Genomic DNA, 15,924 nt, shown 5'->3' with positions numbered 1-15,924 from the left:
ACGGGTACGGTGGGCGGGTGCCGAACTTGGACGAGCCGTCCCCACAGGCCATTGATCTTGCCGCTGTGCTGCACGCGCTGAGTGACCCGACAAGGCTCGCGGTCGTGCGCCAGATCCAGTTGAGCGGCGAACGCCTGTGCGGGGCCTTCGAGGTTGACGTAGCGAAGTCGACTCTCTCCCAGCACCTGCGCGTGTTGCGCGAAGCCGGCCTCACACGGACACGATGCCGCGGCAACCAGCGCTGGGTGTCACTGCGCCGCGATGACCTGGATTTCCTCTTCCCGGGCCTGCTCGACGTGGTCCTCACAGCCGCCGACCGGCGAACACGAACGGATGTCGCTGTCTGACCAAGTCTTGACAAACCTCGGCGAGGCGCGTTGCCGCTCGCACGGGTGCGGCCTACGCTGCGCCCGGAGAGACGACTACGACCAGTGAGGGAACGCCAGCCATGTCGACACCGGAGCACGCCTTCGCGCCCCGTGCCGACCTGAACCTGGCCCCGCACGCCGCGCCGGTCGACGACGTCGCGACCGAGCAGGTCGACGGCATCGGCCCGACGGGCAGACCGCGTCGCCACATCCCGGACCCACCGCCGCTCCTGCACCACGGCCCGGCGAAGATCCTGGCCGTCTGCAACCAGAAGGGTGGCGTCGGCAAGACGACGACGACCATCAACCTGGGCGCGGCGCTGGCCGAGTACGGGCGCCGCGTGCTGCTGGTCGACTTCGACCCGCAGGGCGCGCTGTCGGTCGGCCTCGGCGTGCACCCGCACCAGCTGGAAACCACGATCTACAACGTGATCATGGAGAACGACACCGCCGTTCCCGACGTGATCCGCAAGACGATGGTCGACGACATGGACCTGTTGCCGAGCAACATCGACCTGTCGGCGGCCGAGATCCAGCTCGTGTCGGAGGTGGGGCGCGAGCACACGCTCGTGCGCACCCTCCGTCCCGTGATCGACCACTACGACTACGTGCTGGTCGACTGCCAGCCCTCGCTCGGCCTGCTCACGGTGAACGCCCTCGCGGCCGCGGACGGTGTGCTGATCCCGCTGGAGTGCGAGTTCTTCTCGCTGCGCGGGGTGGCGCTGCTCATCGACACCATCGAGAAGGTCAAGGAACGCTTGAACCCCAAGCTCAACATCACCGGCATCCTCGCCACGATGTACGACCCGCGCACGCTGCACTCGCGCGAGGTCATGGCCCGCGTCGTGGAGGCGTTCGGCGAGATCGTGTTCGACGCCGTCATCAACCGCACGGTGCGCTTCCCGGAGACCACCGTGGCCGGCGAGCCGATCACCCGCTGGGCGCCGCGCTCGTCCGGTGCCAACGCCTACCGCGCGCTGGCCCGCGAGGTGATCGCCCGGTGAACCGTCGCCCTTCACTGCCAGGGGCGGCGGAGCTCTTCCGGCTGACCGCTGCCCCGGCGCCGGAGGTCTCCTCCTCCGAGGACGCCCCGCAGCAACGCCGTGGCTCCGGCCGCACCAAGCACACCACGAAGATCACGGTCTACGTGTCCGACGAGGAGCTGCTGTCGCTGGAGCAGGCGCGGCTGGCGTTGCGCGGCTCCTACGGCCTGGGCGTCGACCGGGGCCGCGTGGTGCGCGAGGCGATCGCCATCGTGCTCGACGACCTGGAGACGCACGGTGACGCGTCGTTGCTGGTACGCAGGTTGCGCGAGCAGTGACAGAGGAAGCACCCGCTGAAGCTCCTGCTGAGACTCCGGTCGACGACGGCAAGTTCAAGGTTCGGCTCACGAACTTCGAGGGTCCGTTCGACCTGCTGCTGCAGCTGATCTCCCAGCACACGCTCGACGTGACCGAGGTGGCCCTGCACACGGTCACCGACGACTTCATCGCGCACCTGCGCGGCATGGGCGAGAAGTGGGACCTCGACGAGACCACCGAGTTCCTGGTCATCGCCGCCACGCTGCTGGACCTGAAGGCCGCCCGCCTGCTGCCCACCGGTGACGTCGAGGACGAGGACGACCTCGCGTTGCTGGAGGCCCGCGACCTCCTGTTCGCCAGGCTGCTGCAGTACCGCGCGTACAAGCAGGTGGCGGCCCTGTTCGCCGAGCTGGAGCAGGGCGCCTACCGCCGCTACCCGCGCTCGGTGTCGCTCGAACCGCGCTTCGAGGGCCTGCTGCCCGAGGTGATGCTCGGCGTCACACCCGACAGGTTCGCCCTGATCGCGGCCGCGGCCTTCCGCCCGAAGCAGAAGCGCACGCTGTCGGTCGCGCACATCCACCAGCACCGCGTGTCGATCCGCGAGACGGCGGACGTCCTGCGGGCGATGCTGATCGAGAAGGGCACCGCGTCGTTCGCGGAGATCGTCGCCGACTGCACCGAGACCATGGAGGTCGTGGCGCGGTTCCTGGCGCTGCTGGAGCTGTACCGGGAGAAGTCGCTGGCCTTCGAGCAGGAGGACCCGCTCGGTCCGCTGCAGGTGACGTGGGTCGGCGGGACGTTGGAGGACGCGCAGGCGCAGGTGCACGCCGGCGACGAGGATGAGGACTACGGCGGATGAGCGAGCCACTGGTCGGGCCGGACGCGGCGGAGGTCGAGAAGCCGGGGCCGGCGTTCGACGGGGGCGGGGCGGCGGGGGAGACCGCGGAGCCTGAGACCGAGCCCGACGCGGCTCTCGACGACGCCGCTCCGGCCGCCGTGGAGTTGGAGGAGGCCGCCGAGCCCGCGGCGAAGCGGTCGGGCGAGACGGCTCCGCCCCCGGAATCCAGTCTATCGGGCGGCACCGACGAAAACGGCACGTCAGAGGCCGAGTCTGTGGACAACTCCGCTGCGGAGCCTGACGCCGCCCTCGACGACGCCGCTCCCGCCGCCGTCGTGCTGGACGAGCCCGACCCCGCCGACACCGAGGACGCCGCCACCCTGGAGGCCCAGCTCCTCGCCGCCGCCCCCGAGGAGGCGATCGAGGACTCCGGCCTGCCGGACCTCTCCGACGACGCGACGTTCGAGGCCGCGCTGGAGTCCGTGCTCCTGGTCGTGGACAGCCCGATCGCCGAGGACGCTCTCAGCAGTGCCCTTGAGCAGCCGGTTAAGCGAATCAAGCAGGCACTCCGTAGACTCTCCACCCGGTACACCGAGTCCGGCAGTGGCATCGACCTGCGCAGGGCGGGGGACGGCTGGCGGTTCTACACGCGGGACCGGTTCGCCCCGTTCGTGGAGAAGCTGCTGCTCGACGGCCAGCGCGCGAAACTCACCCGTGCGGCCCTGGAGACGCTCGCGGTGATCGCCTACCGGCAGCCTGTCACGCGGGCGCGGATCGCGGCGGTTCGTGGCGTCAACGTCGACGGTGTGATCCGGACCCTGGTCGCACGGGGGCTCATCGAGGAGACGGGCACCGACAGCGACACGGGTGGGATCCTGTACCGCACGACCGAACTGTTCCTGGAGCGGTTGGGGCTGTCCTCGTTGAGCGACCTGCCTCCGATCGCCCCGCTGCTGCCCGAAGTGGATGCGATCGACGATGTCTGAGAACGAGGGCGTGCGCCTGCAGAAGGTGCTCGCGCAGGCGGGTATCGCCTCGCGCCGCGCTTCCGAAGAGCTGATCGAGCAGGGGCGGGTCCAGGTCGACGGCCAGGTCGTGCGCGAGCAGGGGCGCCGGATCGACCCCGAGACGGCGATCGTGCACGTCGACGGCGTGCGGGTGCAGATCCGCGAGGACGTCGTCACGCTCGTGCTGAACAAGCCGTACGGGATGCTCTCCACGATGGAGGACGACCTGGGCCGCCCGTGCGTCGGCGACCTGGTGCGCAACCGCAAGGAGCGGCTGTTCCACGTCGGGCGCCTCGACGCCGAGACCGAGGGCCTGCTGCTGCTCACGAACGACGGTGAGCTCGCGCACCGGCTGATGCACCCCAGCTACAACGTCAAGAAGACGTACCTCGCCGAGGTTCCCGGCCCGGTCGAGAAGGGCCTGAACAAGAAGCTCAAGGCGGGCATCGAGCTGGAGGACGGACCGGTCAAGGTCGACTCCTTCAAGCTCATCAGCGCCGTGCCCGGCAAGGCGCTGGTCGAGGTCGTGCTGCACGAGGGCCGCAAGCACATCGTCCGCCGCCTGCTGGAGACCGCCGGCTACCCGGTGCAGTCGCTGGTGCGCGTGGCGATCGGTGACGTCTCGCTAGGCAACCAGCGCCCCGGTTCGATGCGGGTGCTGAACCGCCAGGAGGTCGGCGGGCTGTACAAGCTCGTCGGTCTCTAGAACCCCGTGAGCCGTGGGTGGCGTCGCGTGTCGCCACCCACGGCCACTCCGGCGCCGGTTCGGGGCGCGAGCACCGGGTCTTCCCCGTGTAGTTGCGTCTCCACAGACGTTAGGGCGAACGGGTTGTTCACGGTCATGTGTTGGCCGCTGAACAAAGTTCTCTGAACAATGACGGGATGCCGAGACGGGAACGCCCTCTCGACGAGGGCGAGAGCGGTCTCCTGCGGTTCGCGGCGGATCTGCGCCGGCTGCGGGAGCGCGCGGGCAGCCCTACCTACCGGGAGCTGAGCCGGCGGGCGCACTACTCGGCGGCTGCCTTGTCGGAGGCCGCCGGTGGGCGGAAGTTGCCGAGTCTCGCGGTGACGAAGGCCTATGCGAAGGCCTGTGACGGTGACCCGGAGGAGTGGGCCCGGCGGTGGCGTGCCGTGGCCGAGTCGGAACCCCATGGCAGCAACGACAGTCCTTACGTGGGGCTGGCGATGTTCCAGCCCGGTGACGCGCCGAAGTTCTTCGGGCGCGAGCGATTGACGGCCGAGCTGCTCTCCACGAGGAACCGGTTCACCGGCCTGTTCGGACCGTCCGGTGTGGGGAAGTCGTCGTTGCTGCGGGCCGGGCTCATCGCCCGCACGCGCGGGCCGGTGCTGTTGTTCACGCCCGGCGCGAACCCCGTGGAGGAGTGCGCGATCGCGCTCGCCCGGCTCACCGGGGAGGAGGCGGTGGCGCTCGCGGACGAACTCAAGGACCCGGAGCAGCTGCGCGCCAGGCACGGGCATCTCGTGGTCGTGGACCAGTTCGAGGAGCTGTTCACGTTGTGCCGCAACGAGGAGCTCCGCCAGTGGCTCGTCACGGCGCTCATCGGGTGCGAGAAGGTCGTCATCGGCGTCCGCGCCGACTACTACGGTCACTGCGCGCAGCTTCCCGACCTCGTCGAGGCGCTCGAAGGCGCTCAACTCCTGCTCGGCCCCATGACGCCGGACGAGCTCCGGCTCGCCATCACCGAACCCGCTGCGGCCGTCGGGGCCAAGGTCGAGACCGCGTTGCTGGCGAGGCTCATGGCCGACGCGGTGGGGCAGGCGGCCGTGTTGCCGTTGCTGTCGCACGCGCTCGCGCAGACCTGGCAGCACCGGCGCGGCATGACGCTGACGCTCGCCGGGTACGAGGAGGTCGGCGGTCTTGACCACGCCGTCGCCCGCACCGCGCAGGAGGTCTTCGACGGCCTGTCCGCACGGGGGCAGGAGCAGGCCAGGCGGATCCTGCTGCGGCTCGTCACGGCCGAGGACACGAAGCGGCGCGCGCACCAGGCCGAGCTCGAAGCCGACGACGAGGTGCTGTTCGCGCTGGCGGCGGCGCGGCTCGTCGTGATCGACCGCGACGGCGTCGAACTGGCGCACGAGGCGTTGATCCGCGGCTGGCCCACGCTCCAGCGCTGGGTCGAGGACGAACGCGAGAACATCAAGGCACAGCGCGAACTCACGCACGCCACGCAGACGTGGGAGTCGCTCGACCGCGACGCCGGGGTGCTGTTCCGGGGACGCCGCCTGGCGAACGTCCCCGAAGGACTGTTCCTCAACGCCGGGGAACGCGCCTTCCTCGCCGCGAGCAGGGCCGCGGAAGAAGAGGTGTCGCTGAGCGCGCGAAGACGCACCCGCCGTCAACGCCAGCTGCTCGCCGCTCTCGCCGCGCTCGTGGTCGTCGCCGCCAGCTCGACCGCGTTCGCCCTGCAGGCCAACAGGACCGCCGACGAGCAACGCGCCAACGCCGCCGTCCTGCGGGCCGTGGGGGAGGCCGCCGCCCTGCGCTCCACGAACCCCTCGCTGGCCCAGCAGATCGCGCTCGCCGCCTACCGGCTCGTGCCGCTGCCCCAGGCGCGCAACGGCCTGCGGCAGGAGGACGTGCCCTCGCAGGTGCTGCGCGAAGCCCAGTCCGAGGTCACCGCCCTCGTCGTCGGCCCGACGCAGCAGCAGGTCGCGACCGGGTACCGCGACGGCACCGTCGTGCTCACCTCGCTGACCGACCTGCCGTCGCCGCGCACCTCCTACGACGCCACCCGGCACTCCGGTGCCGTCACCGCGCTCGCGATGGACTCGACCGGCGGCCTCGTGGCGTCCGTGAGCGAGGACGGCGCCGTGCACGTCGTCGACGTGTCCCTCGGCAAGCCGCGTGAACTCACCGTGCTCCCCGTGCGTGCCGTGGCGATCGCCTGGCAGGGCACCACTCTCGTCACCACCGACGCGGACGGCGCCCTGAGCTTCTGGACGGACCTGCGCCGCGACCGCCCGAGGCTCCTCACCACGGCCCAGCTCGGCCTGGGACCGCTGGCGGGCCTGTCGTTCCGCCAGGACGGCCAGGTCCTCGCCGCCGTCACGACGGGCCGCGCCGTGCACCTGGCCGACGTCACCGACCTGCGGGACGTCAAGCTCCTGTCGCTGACCAGGGAGTTCGCCGGCAGCGCCCAGTTCGCCGGCGACGGCGCGCTGCTGACCACTGCGGGCACGGCCGTGCACCTCTGGGACACCGCAGACCCGCGCGACCCGGTCCTGCGCGCCGAGATCCCGTCCGGTGGTGGCGAGGTGACGTCGGCCTGGCTCGGCGGCGGCCGGGTCGCGGTCGCCACCGACGACGGCCTGGTGCGGCTCTGGCTGCTCGGTGACGGCGAACCGGTGGAGCAGGCGCTGCTGCGCGGGCACGCGGGGCCGGTCACCGCGGTCGGCCTGACGCCCCAGGGCGACGAGGTCGTGACGGGTGGTGCGGACAGGGCGGTGCGGCTGTGGAACGCCGACCCGCGCGAGCCCGCGGTCCGGATCTGCGAGCAGGCCATTCCCCGGATGAGCCGCGAGGAGTGGGAGCAGTACTTCGGCGGTCTTGAGTTCACCCCTCCATGTCGTGACTGAAGTCGCAGCGTGCGGCAGGTGAAACGATCACGAAGCACACTGGAAGATGGTGGAGGGTTAGCGGGCCGTTAGACGGAGTGCGAACCTCTGGTGGACAATCCGGCCGGGAGGCGGCATGCCAAGAGGGGAACGTCCGCTGGGCCCGGAGGACACCGCGCTGCTGCGGTTCGCCGGTGACCTGCGCAGACTGCGTGATCAGGCGGGCAAACCGAGCTATCGCGAGCTGGCCAGGCGCGCGAACTACTCGCCGACCGCGTTGTCCGACGCGGCCGGTGGGCGCAAGCTGCCGTCGCTCGCCCTGACGCTCGCGTTCGTGCGGGCCTGCGAGGCCGACCCCGCGCCGTGGACCAAGCGCTGGCGGGAGCTCGCCGTCGAGCACGCGCAGCCGTTGCTCCCGAACGCGCCGTACCCCGGCAACGCTCCCTTCACCGAACACGACGCGAAGCACTTCTTCGGGCGTGAGTCCCTCGTGGAGCAGGTCACCGAGTCGGTCAGGGCCACGCCCGTCACCGTCGTCGTCGGCCCTTCCGGGTCCGGCCGGACGTCACTGCTGCGCGCGGGGCTGCTGCCCGCCCTGGACGATGCCGTCGTGGTCACGCCCGCGCACGACCCGATCCACGACCTGGCCGTCGCCCTCGCCGAGGTCTTCGAGAACACCACCGCGGACCAGCTGGCCGAGGAGTTCCGCGAGGACCCGGACCACGTCCGGCTGCGGATCCGCCAGCACCGGCCGGGTCTCGTGCTGCTCGTCGACGACGCCGAGAAGGCGCTCGACGCGGACGGGTTCGTCACCGCCGTCACCCGCTGCCCCCACGTCGTGCTCTCCGTGCGCGCCGACCACCACCAGCGCTGGCAGGCCGCGGGCGTCACCGCCACCGAGATCACCGTCGAGCCGATGAGCGCGGACGAACTGCGCCGCGCGATCACCGAACCCGCCGCGAAGATCGGCGCCACCGTCGAGACCGCGGTGATCGCGCGACTGGTCGCCGACGCCGCGAACCAGCACGCCCTGCCGCTGGTGCAGCAGGCGCTGGTCGAGACGTGGCGGCGCAAGCGCGGCATGACGCTGTCGCTCGCGGGCTTCGAGGAGTCCGGCGGGATCGGGCACGTCGTCGCGCAGGGCGCCGAGGCCTTCTTCGCCCAGCTAGGCGAGGACGAGCAGCGGGCGGCGAGGCAGTTCTTCCTGAGGCTCGTCTCCTTGCTGCGCAACGGGATCGTGCAACGCCGCACCCGCAGGCTCGACGTCGACGCGGCTCTGCTGGACCTGCTCGTGAAGGCCAGGCTGGTGACGCTCACCGAGGACGGCGCCGAGCTCACCCACGACGCCGTGCTGGGCTGGCCCCGGCTCGCCGGCTGGATCGACGAGGAACGCGACACCCTGCGGACGCACCAGCAGCTCGTCACCGCGATCGAGCTGTGGGAGTCGAGCGACCGCGACCCGCTGGCGCTCTACCGGGGCGTGCGGCTGCGCAAGGCCAAGGAGCTCGGCGGGTTCTTGACGGTGCAGGAACGCCAGTTCGTCGACATCAGCACCAAACGCGAGACGCGGCGCTCGACGGCGTTGATCGCGGTCATGGCGGTGCTGATCGCGCTGGTGCCCGGCACGGTCGTCTACGCCCTCTCGAACGAACGCAAGATCACCGAGATGTACGACCGCGAACTGGGCGGCAAGGCGCTGTCGCAGTCCGAGTCGCTGCTGGAGCAACGGCGGCCGTACGCGGACCGGTACGCGCTGGTCGGCTACGAGGTCAGTCCGTCGGCGGAGGCCGAGAAGGTGCTGCGGCTGTCGAGCGCGGTCACGCGCGGCATCCCGTTCACCGGCACGCCCAAGGACGACGCGGACGTCGTTGTCGCCCCGCGCGGCGAGATGGCGGCGGTGACCGACCAGGACGGCACCGACCGGATGTGGAGCATCGACGAGGACAGGGCGGAGCCGGGCAGGAAGTTCGCCGACCGCCACCGCGTCGTGAAGCTCGCCGAACGCCGTGCGGTCACGAAGGACGACAACGGCCGAGAGCACCTGTGGGCCGTCAACGACGCGAACGACATCACGTACCTCACGGCGCTGCCGGCCAGGTTCCGCACGCTCGACCTCAGCCCGGACGGCTCGCGGATCGTCGGCAAGGTCGGCGACGCGGTCGAGGTCGGTCTGCCGACGCCGGACGAGACCGAGCACGCGGAGATCTACGACCTGAGCGACCCGCGCACCCTGCGCAAGCTGCCGATGCCGGTGCGCGACCCGGAGACCGTCGCGCTGAGCCAGGACGGCCGCGAGCTCGCCACCGGCACGTGGGACGCGGCCACCGGCACCACGACCATCGAGTTCTGGAGCATCGGCGGCACCTTCGAACCCGCCGCGCCGCCGCTGTCCCAGCACGTGTACGTCCGCGGCATCACCTACAGCGGGGACGGGCGCTGGCTCGCCGTCGAGCACTCCTCGCCGGAGTCGGTCGTCGAGGTGTGGCAGCGCGTGCCGAGCGAGTCGCCCGTGCTGCGCACACGGCTCGACACGGCGTTGCGGGCAGGAGCGCGCGTCACGTTCTCCGACGACGGCCGCGTGGCCGTGGTGCGCGACAACGTGTTCGAGGTGCACCAGCTCTACACGAACGACCGTTCGGCGGACCGGCTCGCGTACGTCGTCGGGCACGGCGCCTCGACGCGCGCGGTGTACCGGCCGCAGAACCGGGACTTCCTCGTGCGCAGCGGGGGCCAGGACCCGGAGCTGCTGCCGTACGACCTCGACACCGGCAGCATCATCAAGAGGATGTGTGAAAAAGACGGAGCACGGCTCACGGACTCCGAATGGGTGAAGAGTTTCGGCGAAGTGGAGCGCGTCGAAGTCTGCTGAACCGACGCGATGCGCGAGAACAAGCCGGAGTTGAGCAAGCACGCATTGTGAACTGGAGATCCACTCTCTAGGGTGACCGAGTGCGTGCGTTCACACGGGGACTCATCGGCATAGCCGGATTCCTCGCGCTCTGGGAGCTCTTAGGACGCTCCCCCCTCCTACCTGCAGACGCGCTCCCGCCACCATCTGTCGTGTTCGGCGAGCTCGTGACGCAGTTGACCTCTCCCGAATTCATCAGTCATGTCGTGGCAACGGTTCTGGCCGTGCTGATCGCGATCGGCATAGCGATAGCCATCGCGGTGCCGAGTGGACTCGTGCTGGGCAGCGTCCCGGCCGTGCGCCACGCGACCCGCGCGGTCATCGAGTTCCTGCGCCCGATCCCTTCTGTGGCACTGATTCCGCTCGCGCTCGTGATGCTGGGCTTCGGCCCGGAAACGAAGATCACGCTCGCGGTCTACGCGGCACTGTGGCCGATCCTCTTCAACACCATTTACGCGCTCGACGAACTGGACCCGTTGCTCGTCGAGACGTCCCGGGTCTTCGGCACCGGACGTGTCGGCGTGATCTTCCGCGTGGCGTTGCCGAGCGCGTTGCCGTTCGTCCTCACCGGAATCCGGCTCGCGGCCACCACGGCGTTGATCGTGATGGTCAGCGTGGAGCTCATGGCCGGCAGCCAGATCGGCTTGGGCTACTTCATCATGGAGGCCCGCAGCGGGCCCGGCCGGATGGACCAGGTGCTCGTCGGCACCGTGGTCGCGGGCGTGCTCGGCGTCCTGCTGAACAACGGTCTTGAGCGCATCCGCCGGCGTTGGGTGGCCTGGTGAACAAGTTCCTTCAACGGTGGACCGTGTTCGCCGGTCTGATCGTCGTGTGGCAGGTCTTCGGCGTGCTGGCCGACGACCCGTTCTTCCCCCCGCCCTCCGAGATCGTGGAGGCGGCCTGGGAGTGGTGGGTCCTCGAACCGGAGAACGTGACCGAGCACATCCTGCCGTCGATCGGACGGCTGCTGTCGGGCTGGGCGATCGCCTCGCTCATCGGCATCGCGCTCGGCATGCTGCTGGGCCGCTCCGACCGGGCGATGGAGTACGCGGGACCGCTGCTGGTGTTCCTGCGGTCGATCCCGCCGCCCGCGCTGGTGCCGGTGTTCCTGCTGCTGTTCAAGGGCGGCACGTCGATGCAGCTCGCCACGATCGTCTTCGGCGTCATCTGGCCGGTGCTGCTCAACACGGTCGACGGCGCCCGTTCCGTCGACGTGACCAAAGTGGACACTTCCGCGGTCTTCCAGATCCCTCGCTACCAGTGGGTTCTGGGAGTCGTGCTGCCCGCGGCCTCTCCGAAGATCTTCGCGGGACTGCGGGTGTCGCTGTCGCTCTCCCTGGTGCTGATGGTCATCTCCGAGCTCGTGGGCACGGACAACGGCATCGGTTCGCAACTCATGACGGCACAGCGCGAGTTCGACTACACGCGCATGTGGGCGGGCATCGTCCTGTTGGGCGTGCTCGGCTACGGACTCAACACCGTGCTTCTGGCGGTGGAACGCAGGGCTTTGGCTTGGCAACCGAGGAGCAGGGATGAGCAACATGCTTGAGGTGGCCGACCTGGGCCACACCTACGGCGACTACGAGGCCATCGGTGGCCTCACGTTCACCGTCCGCGCCGGCGAGCTGGTGTGCGTGGTCGGACCCTCCGGGTGCGGCAAGTCCACACTGCTGCGCACGATCTCGGGGCTCATCGCGCCTTCCCGCGGTGACGTGTCCCTGAAGGGATCCCACCTCGCGGTGGTGTTCCAGGACTACTCGCGCTCGTTGTTCCCCTGGCTCACCGTGCAGGGCAACGTCGAGTTCCCGCTGCGGTCCCTGCCGCGCGCCGAGCGCCGTGCTCGCGCCGCCGAGGCGCTGGAGTGGGTGGGTCTGGCCGGGGCCGCGAAGAAGCGGCCGTGGCAGCTTTCCGGTGGTATGCAACAGCGTGTGGCGATCGCGCGTGCTCTGGCGTTCCGGCCGGCGCTGTTGCTGATGGACGAGCCGTTCGCCTCGGTGGACGCCCAGACCCGCTTCGAACTGGAGGACCTGTTGCTGCGCGTGCGCCGTGAACACGACACGACGGTTCTTGTTGTCACGCACGACATCGACGAGTCGGTGTACCTGGGTGACCGCATCCTGGTGCTCTCCAACTCGCCCGCGAAGCTGGTGGCGGACCTCGACGTTCCGCTGCCCGCCGAGCGCGACCAGGTGACGACGCGGACCGACGAGGCCTTCGTGGCGCTGCGCTCCAAGGTGGCGCGGCTGCTGAACGTCGGCAAGCCGTCGATCGACGTCGACAAGTGGGCCGCCGCGGAACGGGAGTCCCTCAGCGAGACCGTCTCGTCCTGACAGTCGTTCCGAACAGCTGAGCCCCGGACCACCGCGGTCCGGGGCTCAGCTGCGTTCTCAGTGCCTGCGGGAGGGTTTCGGCACTGTCGGGGGAGACGGACGCCCGCGCTCGGGGGCAGAGCGCACAGCGCCCGTCACAGGTCCCCTGGAAGCCGCCTGGACGAGGGCCAGGCGCCTCCGTGACTCAGAGGTGGAGGTCGAAGTCGTTGCCGTTGGCGATGCCGTCGTGCAGCAGGTCGACGTCACCGATCTTCACGTCGTCGACGACCTTGCCGAGGTCGGCGTGCACGTCGCCGACCTGAGCGACGTCCTGCACCACGTTGTGGCCGAGGTCCACGGCGTCCTTGACGTCCACGTCGCCGACGACGTCCTTGACCAGCACGTCGGTGTCCACGACGTCCTTCACGAGGACGTCCGCGTCGAGGTCCTTGACCAGCACGTCGGTCACACCGGCCACGCCGTGGACGTCCGCGACGTCGGTGACCTGGGAGACGACGGAGTTGTCGGTCGCGATGCCGGTGACGCTCGTGACGACCTTGTCGGCGTCGACCACGTCGAGCGTCTTGGTCACGTCGCCGAGGCCGCCGAAGTCGGTGACCAGCGCGGTGACGGAGGAGGGGGCGGCGATGCCCGCGATGCCCGTGACACCGTCGACGCTGCCCGTGAGGAGCTTGAGGCTGTCGACGGCGGTCAGGTCGCCCGCACCGGCCAGGACCTGGTCGACCGCGTCGATCTTCACGACGGACGCGCTGTCGAGCACCAGGGGCAGGATCTCGTGGACGTCGACCGGCGAGATGTCACCCAGACCAGCGGCTTCGAGGGTGCCCTCCGGGTCGAGCTGGAACGCCTGACGGGCGTCCAGGTCGCCGAGGAGGTCGAGGGTGAAGTCGTGCAGCGTCTGCTGGGTGCTCATGAAACTCAAGCTCCTGTAGCTGGATCGGGGGATGTCGTGCTGAACCGTATGGACGAACGACATCCCCCAGCATCGGGAGTTGGCCCCAGATTGTGACTTAGCGAGACCCCTAGGGGGAGGGGGGTCACCCGTTAGGGGGGCGGGGATTTCACCCTTGAGGGTGGGACTTTTGTGTCACGGCCCGACGTAGTTCTCCGCGAAGGTCGCCCGGTACGCCGGGGACTCCGCCAGGTGCTCCAGCCTCGCCTGGGCCAACCGTCCGAAGAACGGCGAACTCACGTCCGTGTGGATCATGTTCACCATCCACTGCGAGAATTCCTGCGCCCTCCACACGCGGCGCAGGCAGTCCTCCGAGTAGGTCTTGAGACCGGTCTCGGATCCGGTGGTGTAGAAGTCGATAAGCGCACGTCCGAAGGTTGCGGCGTCGTTCATCGCGAGGTTCATGCCCTTGGCGCCGACCGGGGTGATGATGTGTGCTGCGTCACCCAACAGGTACAGCCGGCCGTAGGACATCGGCTCGACCACATGGCTGCGCATGTCGAGCACGCGCTTCTCGATGATCTTTCCCTCGGAAAGCGTCCATGACGAGTCGTGCAGTGCGAAGCGTTTGTGGAGTGCTTCCCAGACCTGTTCGTCGGACCAATCCGAGGCCTTTGTTCCGACCGGTACCTGCAAATAGAAGCGGGATACCGTGGCCGACCGCAACATGTGTCCCGCGAATCCGTCGTCGTGCAACGCGTAAATGGTTGCTTTAGTCGACGGAGGGGCCTCTGCGAGAATGGTCAGCCACTCGATCCCGTGCTGGTGCGTGAACTCCGTCAGCACCCCTTCCGGAATGGACGGCCGGCTCACGCCGTGGAATCCGTCACACCCTGCCACGAAGTCGCTCTCGATGGTTTCGCGGACGCCGTCTTCGCTGGTGAACGCCACCGACGGCTGCGAGGACGTGAGGTCCCGCAACTCCACGTCGCTGACCGAGAACCGGATGTCACCTCCTCTGTCCACAAATCCCCCGATGAGGTCCTTGACCACTTCCTGCTGGGGGTAGACGAAGTGCTCGCGGCCCCCGTAGAGGTCGCTGTAGGACACCTGGAAGGCCCTGCCGCTCACGCGGAATTCACACGTTCCGTGACGGTCTGCTTCCATCAGCAAACGATCTGCCAGATCGAGTGACTCCAACATGGTTACAGAGCGGTGCTCCAGGACTCCTGCCCGTGGCCGGGTTTCCACATGGGATCGACTAGCTTTTTCGAGCACGATGCAGTCGATACCTGATTGCTGGATCAGGTTTGCCAAGGTCAGACCGGCCGGCCCAGCGCCGACAACGGTCACAGCGCGCTTCAACTGGGGTTCTCCTAGCCCTAGACCTGCTGTGCTTAGATGCTCACCGCAGGTAGTGGACTTGAACCTGCTCGTGTCGGTCAACTGGGGTCTTTTGGAGCAGCATCCTTACTCTGAGTGGTTGACCGTCGCGATCTTTCCCCCCGCAACGACGACACCGCTCCGACAGGAGAGTGCTCCCGATGACTCGAAGAGTCCGCCGTATGGCCATCCGTGGCATCGCCCTTGCCACGCTGCTCGCCACCGTGGCGAGCTGTGGTGCGCTCGGCGGCACAGAGCAGGCCCCCAGCTCGTCGAACGCGAACGCCAGTGGCGGTCCGGTCGAGAAGAGCAAGATCACCCTCGGGGTCCTGCCGATTCTCGACGTGGCTTCCGTTCACGTGGCGATCAAGCAGGGTTTCTTCAAGGCCGAGGGGCTCGAAGTCGAGCTCAAGGTCATCCAGGGTGGCGCCGCGGCCATCCCCGGCCTGGTCAACAAGGAGCTGGACTTCTCGTTCGGCAACTGGGTCTCGTTCTTCGCCGCCCAATCGAAGGACGCTGCCAAGTCGGTCGACGGGATCAAGCTGATCTCGGACGGCTACCAGGCGAAACCCGACATGTTCCTGATCTTGGCGAACGGTGATTCGGCGATCAAGACTCCTGCCGACCTCGCCGGCAAGACGATCGCGATCAACACGTTCAAGAACATCGCGGAGCTCACCGCGAAGGCCACGCTCGAGGCCGCGAACGTGGACGTGAAGACCGTCAAGTTCAAGGAGATGCCGTTCCCGGACATGCAGGCGGCGGTCCAGAACAAGACCGTTGACGCCGCCTTCATGGTCGAGCCGTTCATCACCCGCGCGCAGCGGGCCGCCGGCCAGATCAAGGTGCTCGACGCCGCGTCCGGCCCGACGGACAACATCCCGATCGCGGGCTACGCGACCAGCGGTGCCTTCGCCAAGGAGAACCCCAAGACCGTCGCCGCCTTCCAGCGCGCGATGGCCAAGGGCCAGGCCGCCGCGACCGACCGCCCCACGGTCGAGCCGCTGCTCGTCGAGTACGCCAAGGTCGACAAGGAAACCGCAGGTCTTGTCCACTTCGGCGCGTTCCCGACGACGCTCGACGCGACGCGCCTGCAGCGCGTCGTCCAGCTGATGGTGCGCTACGAGATGATGGACAAGGAGCTCGACGTCAAGCCGATGCTCATCCAGCCCTCCGGCAGTTGACGAACCGCGCGGGTGACTGTGATCAGGCCGTGATCGCGGTCACCCGCGCGATCGTTTCCGCCATAAGAATTATCGCGCGGAGGCCGTTTAGCCGCGCAGTGCAAAGTTGTTGATTCTCGAACCACTGTTTTGTCGTC

14 protein-coding genes are annotated in these 15,924 nt (G+C 68.8%); 12 read left to right on the top strand and 2 right to left on the bottom strand.

The window, feature by feature from the left end; all coding sequences use genetic code 11:
- The first annotated feature begins 17 nt into the window (after window positions 1-17).
- The 11 genes from ACFWN2_RS18485 to ACFWN2_RS18435 all read left to right on the top strand — a co-directional run bounded on the left by ACFWN2_RS18485 (window position 18) and on the right by ACFWN2_RS18435 (window position 12,328).
- Window positions 18-347 (top strand): ArsR/SmtB family transcription factor, encoded by a 330-nt coding sequence (locus tag ACFWN2_RS18485; protein ID WP_382428703.1) that lies wholly within the window; start codon window positions 18-20, stop codon window positions 345-347.
- A 101-nt stretch (window positions 348-448) separates the two neighbouring features.
- The gene (locus tag ACFWN2_RS18480) at window positions 449-1,372 is read left to right on the top strand and encodes a ParA family protein (RefSeq protein ID WP_382428702.1); all 924 of its coding nucleotides are present in this window, start codon (window positions 449-451) and stop codon (window positions 1,370-1,372) included.
- Window positions 1,369-1,689: a hypothetical protein gene (locus tag ACFWN2_RS18475; protein WP_382428701.1), complete on the top strand. Its 321-nt coding sequence runs from the start codon at window positions 1,369-1,371 to the stop codon at window positions 1,687-1,689. Before ACFWN2_RS18480 ends, ACFWN2_RS18475 begins: the two co-directional genes overlap by 4 nt.
- Entirely contained in the window at window positions 1,686-2,528 is an 843-nt protein-coding gene (locus ACFWN2_RS18470) for a segregation and condensation protein A (protein WP_382428700.1), read from the top strand. The genes ACFWN2_RS18475 and ACFWN2_RS18470 overlap by 4 nt, the downstream gene beginning before the upstream one ends.
- On the top strand, window positions 2,525-3,493 hold the full coding sequence (gene scpB, locus ACFWN2_RS18465; RefSeq protein WP_382428699.1) for an SMC-Scp complex subunit ScpB: 969 nt from the start codon (window positions 2,525-2,527) through the stop codon (window positions 3,491-3,493). Before ACFWN2_RS18470 ends, scpB begins: the two co-directional genes overlap by 4 nt.
- Window positions 3,486-4,220, top strand: a complete 735-nt coding sequence (locus ACFWN2_RS18460; protein ID WP_382428698.1) for a pseudouridine synthase — start codon at window positions 3,486-3,488, stop codon at window positions 4,218-4,220. The genes scpB and ACFWN2_RS18460 overlap by 8 nt, the downstream gene beginning before the upstream one ends.
- A 176-nt stretch (window positions 4,221-4,396) precedes the next feature.
- Complete coding sequence (locus ACFWN2_RS18455; protein ID WP_382428697.1) at window positions 4,397-7,111, top strand: XRE family transcriptional regulator; 2,715 nt, start codon at window positions 4,397-4,399, stop codon at window positions 7,109-7,111.
- Between the two features lie 115 nt (window positions 7,112-7,226).
- Complete coding sequence (locus tag ACFWN2_RS18450) at window positions 7,227-9,959, top strand: helix-turn-helix domain-containing protein (protein WP_382428696.1); 2,733 nt, start codon at window positions 7,227-7,229, stop codon at window positions 9,957-9,959.
- Between the two features lie 245 nt (window positions 9,960-10,204).
- Entirely contained in the window at window positions 10,205-10,783 is a 579-nt protein-coding gene (locus tag ACFWN2_RS18445; protein WP_382428695.1) for an ABC transporter permease, read from the top strand.
- Window positions 10,780-11,547 carry an ABC transporter permease gene (locus ACFWN2_RS18440; RefSeq protein WP_382428694.1) on the top strand — a complete coding sequence of 256 codons (768 nt, stop codon included), beginning with the start codon at window positions 10,780-10,782 and terminating at the stop codon, window positions 11,545-11,547. The genes ACFWN2_RS18445 and ACFWN2_RS18440 overlap by 4 nt, the downstream gene beginning before the upstream one ends.
- The gene (locus tag ACFWN2_RS18435; RefSeq protein WP_382428693.1) at window positions 11,531-12,328 is read left to right on the top strand and encodes an ABC transporter ATP-binding protein; all 798 of its coding nucleotides are present in this window, start codon (window positions 11,531-11,533) and stop codon (window positions 12,326-12,328) included. The genes ACFWN2_RS18440 and ACFWN2_RS18435 overlap by 17 nt, the downstream gene beginning before the upstream one ends.
- 184 nt (window positions 12,329-12,512) lie before the next feature.
- On the opposite strand, the gene ACFWN2_RS18430 is transcribed toward ACFWN2_RS18435, so the two are convergent.
- Together ACFWN2_RS18430 and ACFWN2_RS18425 are read right to left on the bottom strand one after the other, a co-directional pair.
- Window positions 12,513-13,241: an IniB N-terminal domain-containing protein gene (locus tag ACFWN2_RS18430; RefSeq protein ID WP_382428692.1), complete on the bottom strand. Its 729-nt coding sequence runs from the start codon at window positions 13,239-13,241 to the stop codon at window positions 12,513-12,515.
- 174 nt (window positions 13,242-13,415) lie between these two features.
- On the bottom strand, window positions 13,416-14,585 hold the full coding sequence (locus tag ACFWN2_RS18425) for a 4-hydroxybenzoate 3-monooxygenase (RefSeq protein WP_382428691.1): 1,170 nt from the start codon (window positions 14,583-14,585) through the stop codon (window positions 13,416-13,418).
- 200 nt (window positions 14,586-14,785) lie between these two features.
- On the opposite strand from ACFWN2_RS18425, the gene ACFWN2_RS18420 reads away from it, so the two are divergent.
- Window positions 14,786-15,787 (top strand): ABC transporter substrate-binding protein, encoded by a 1,002-nt coding sequence (locus tag ACFWN2_RS18420; protein ID WP_382428690.1) that lies wholly within the window; start codon window positions 14,786-14,788, stop codon window positions 15,785-15,787.
- Window positions 15,788-15,924 lie beyond the last annotated feature (137 nt).

The organism is Lentzea sp. NPDC058436, from assembly GCF_042721515.1.
Classification (GTDB): Bacteria; Actinomycetota; Actinomycetes; order Mycobacteriales; family Pseudonocardiaceae; genus Lentzea.
This window is presented reverse-complemented; position numbering and strand designations above follow the sequence as displayed.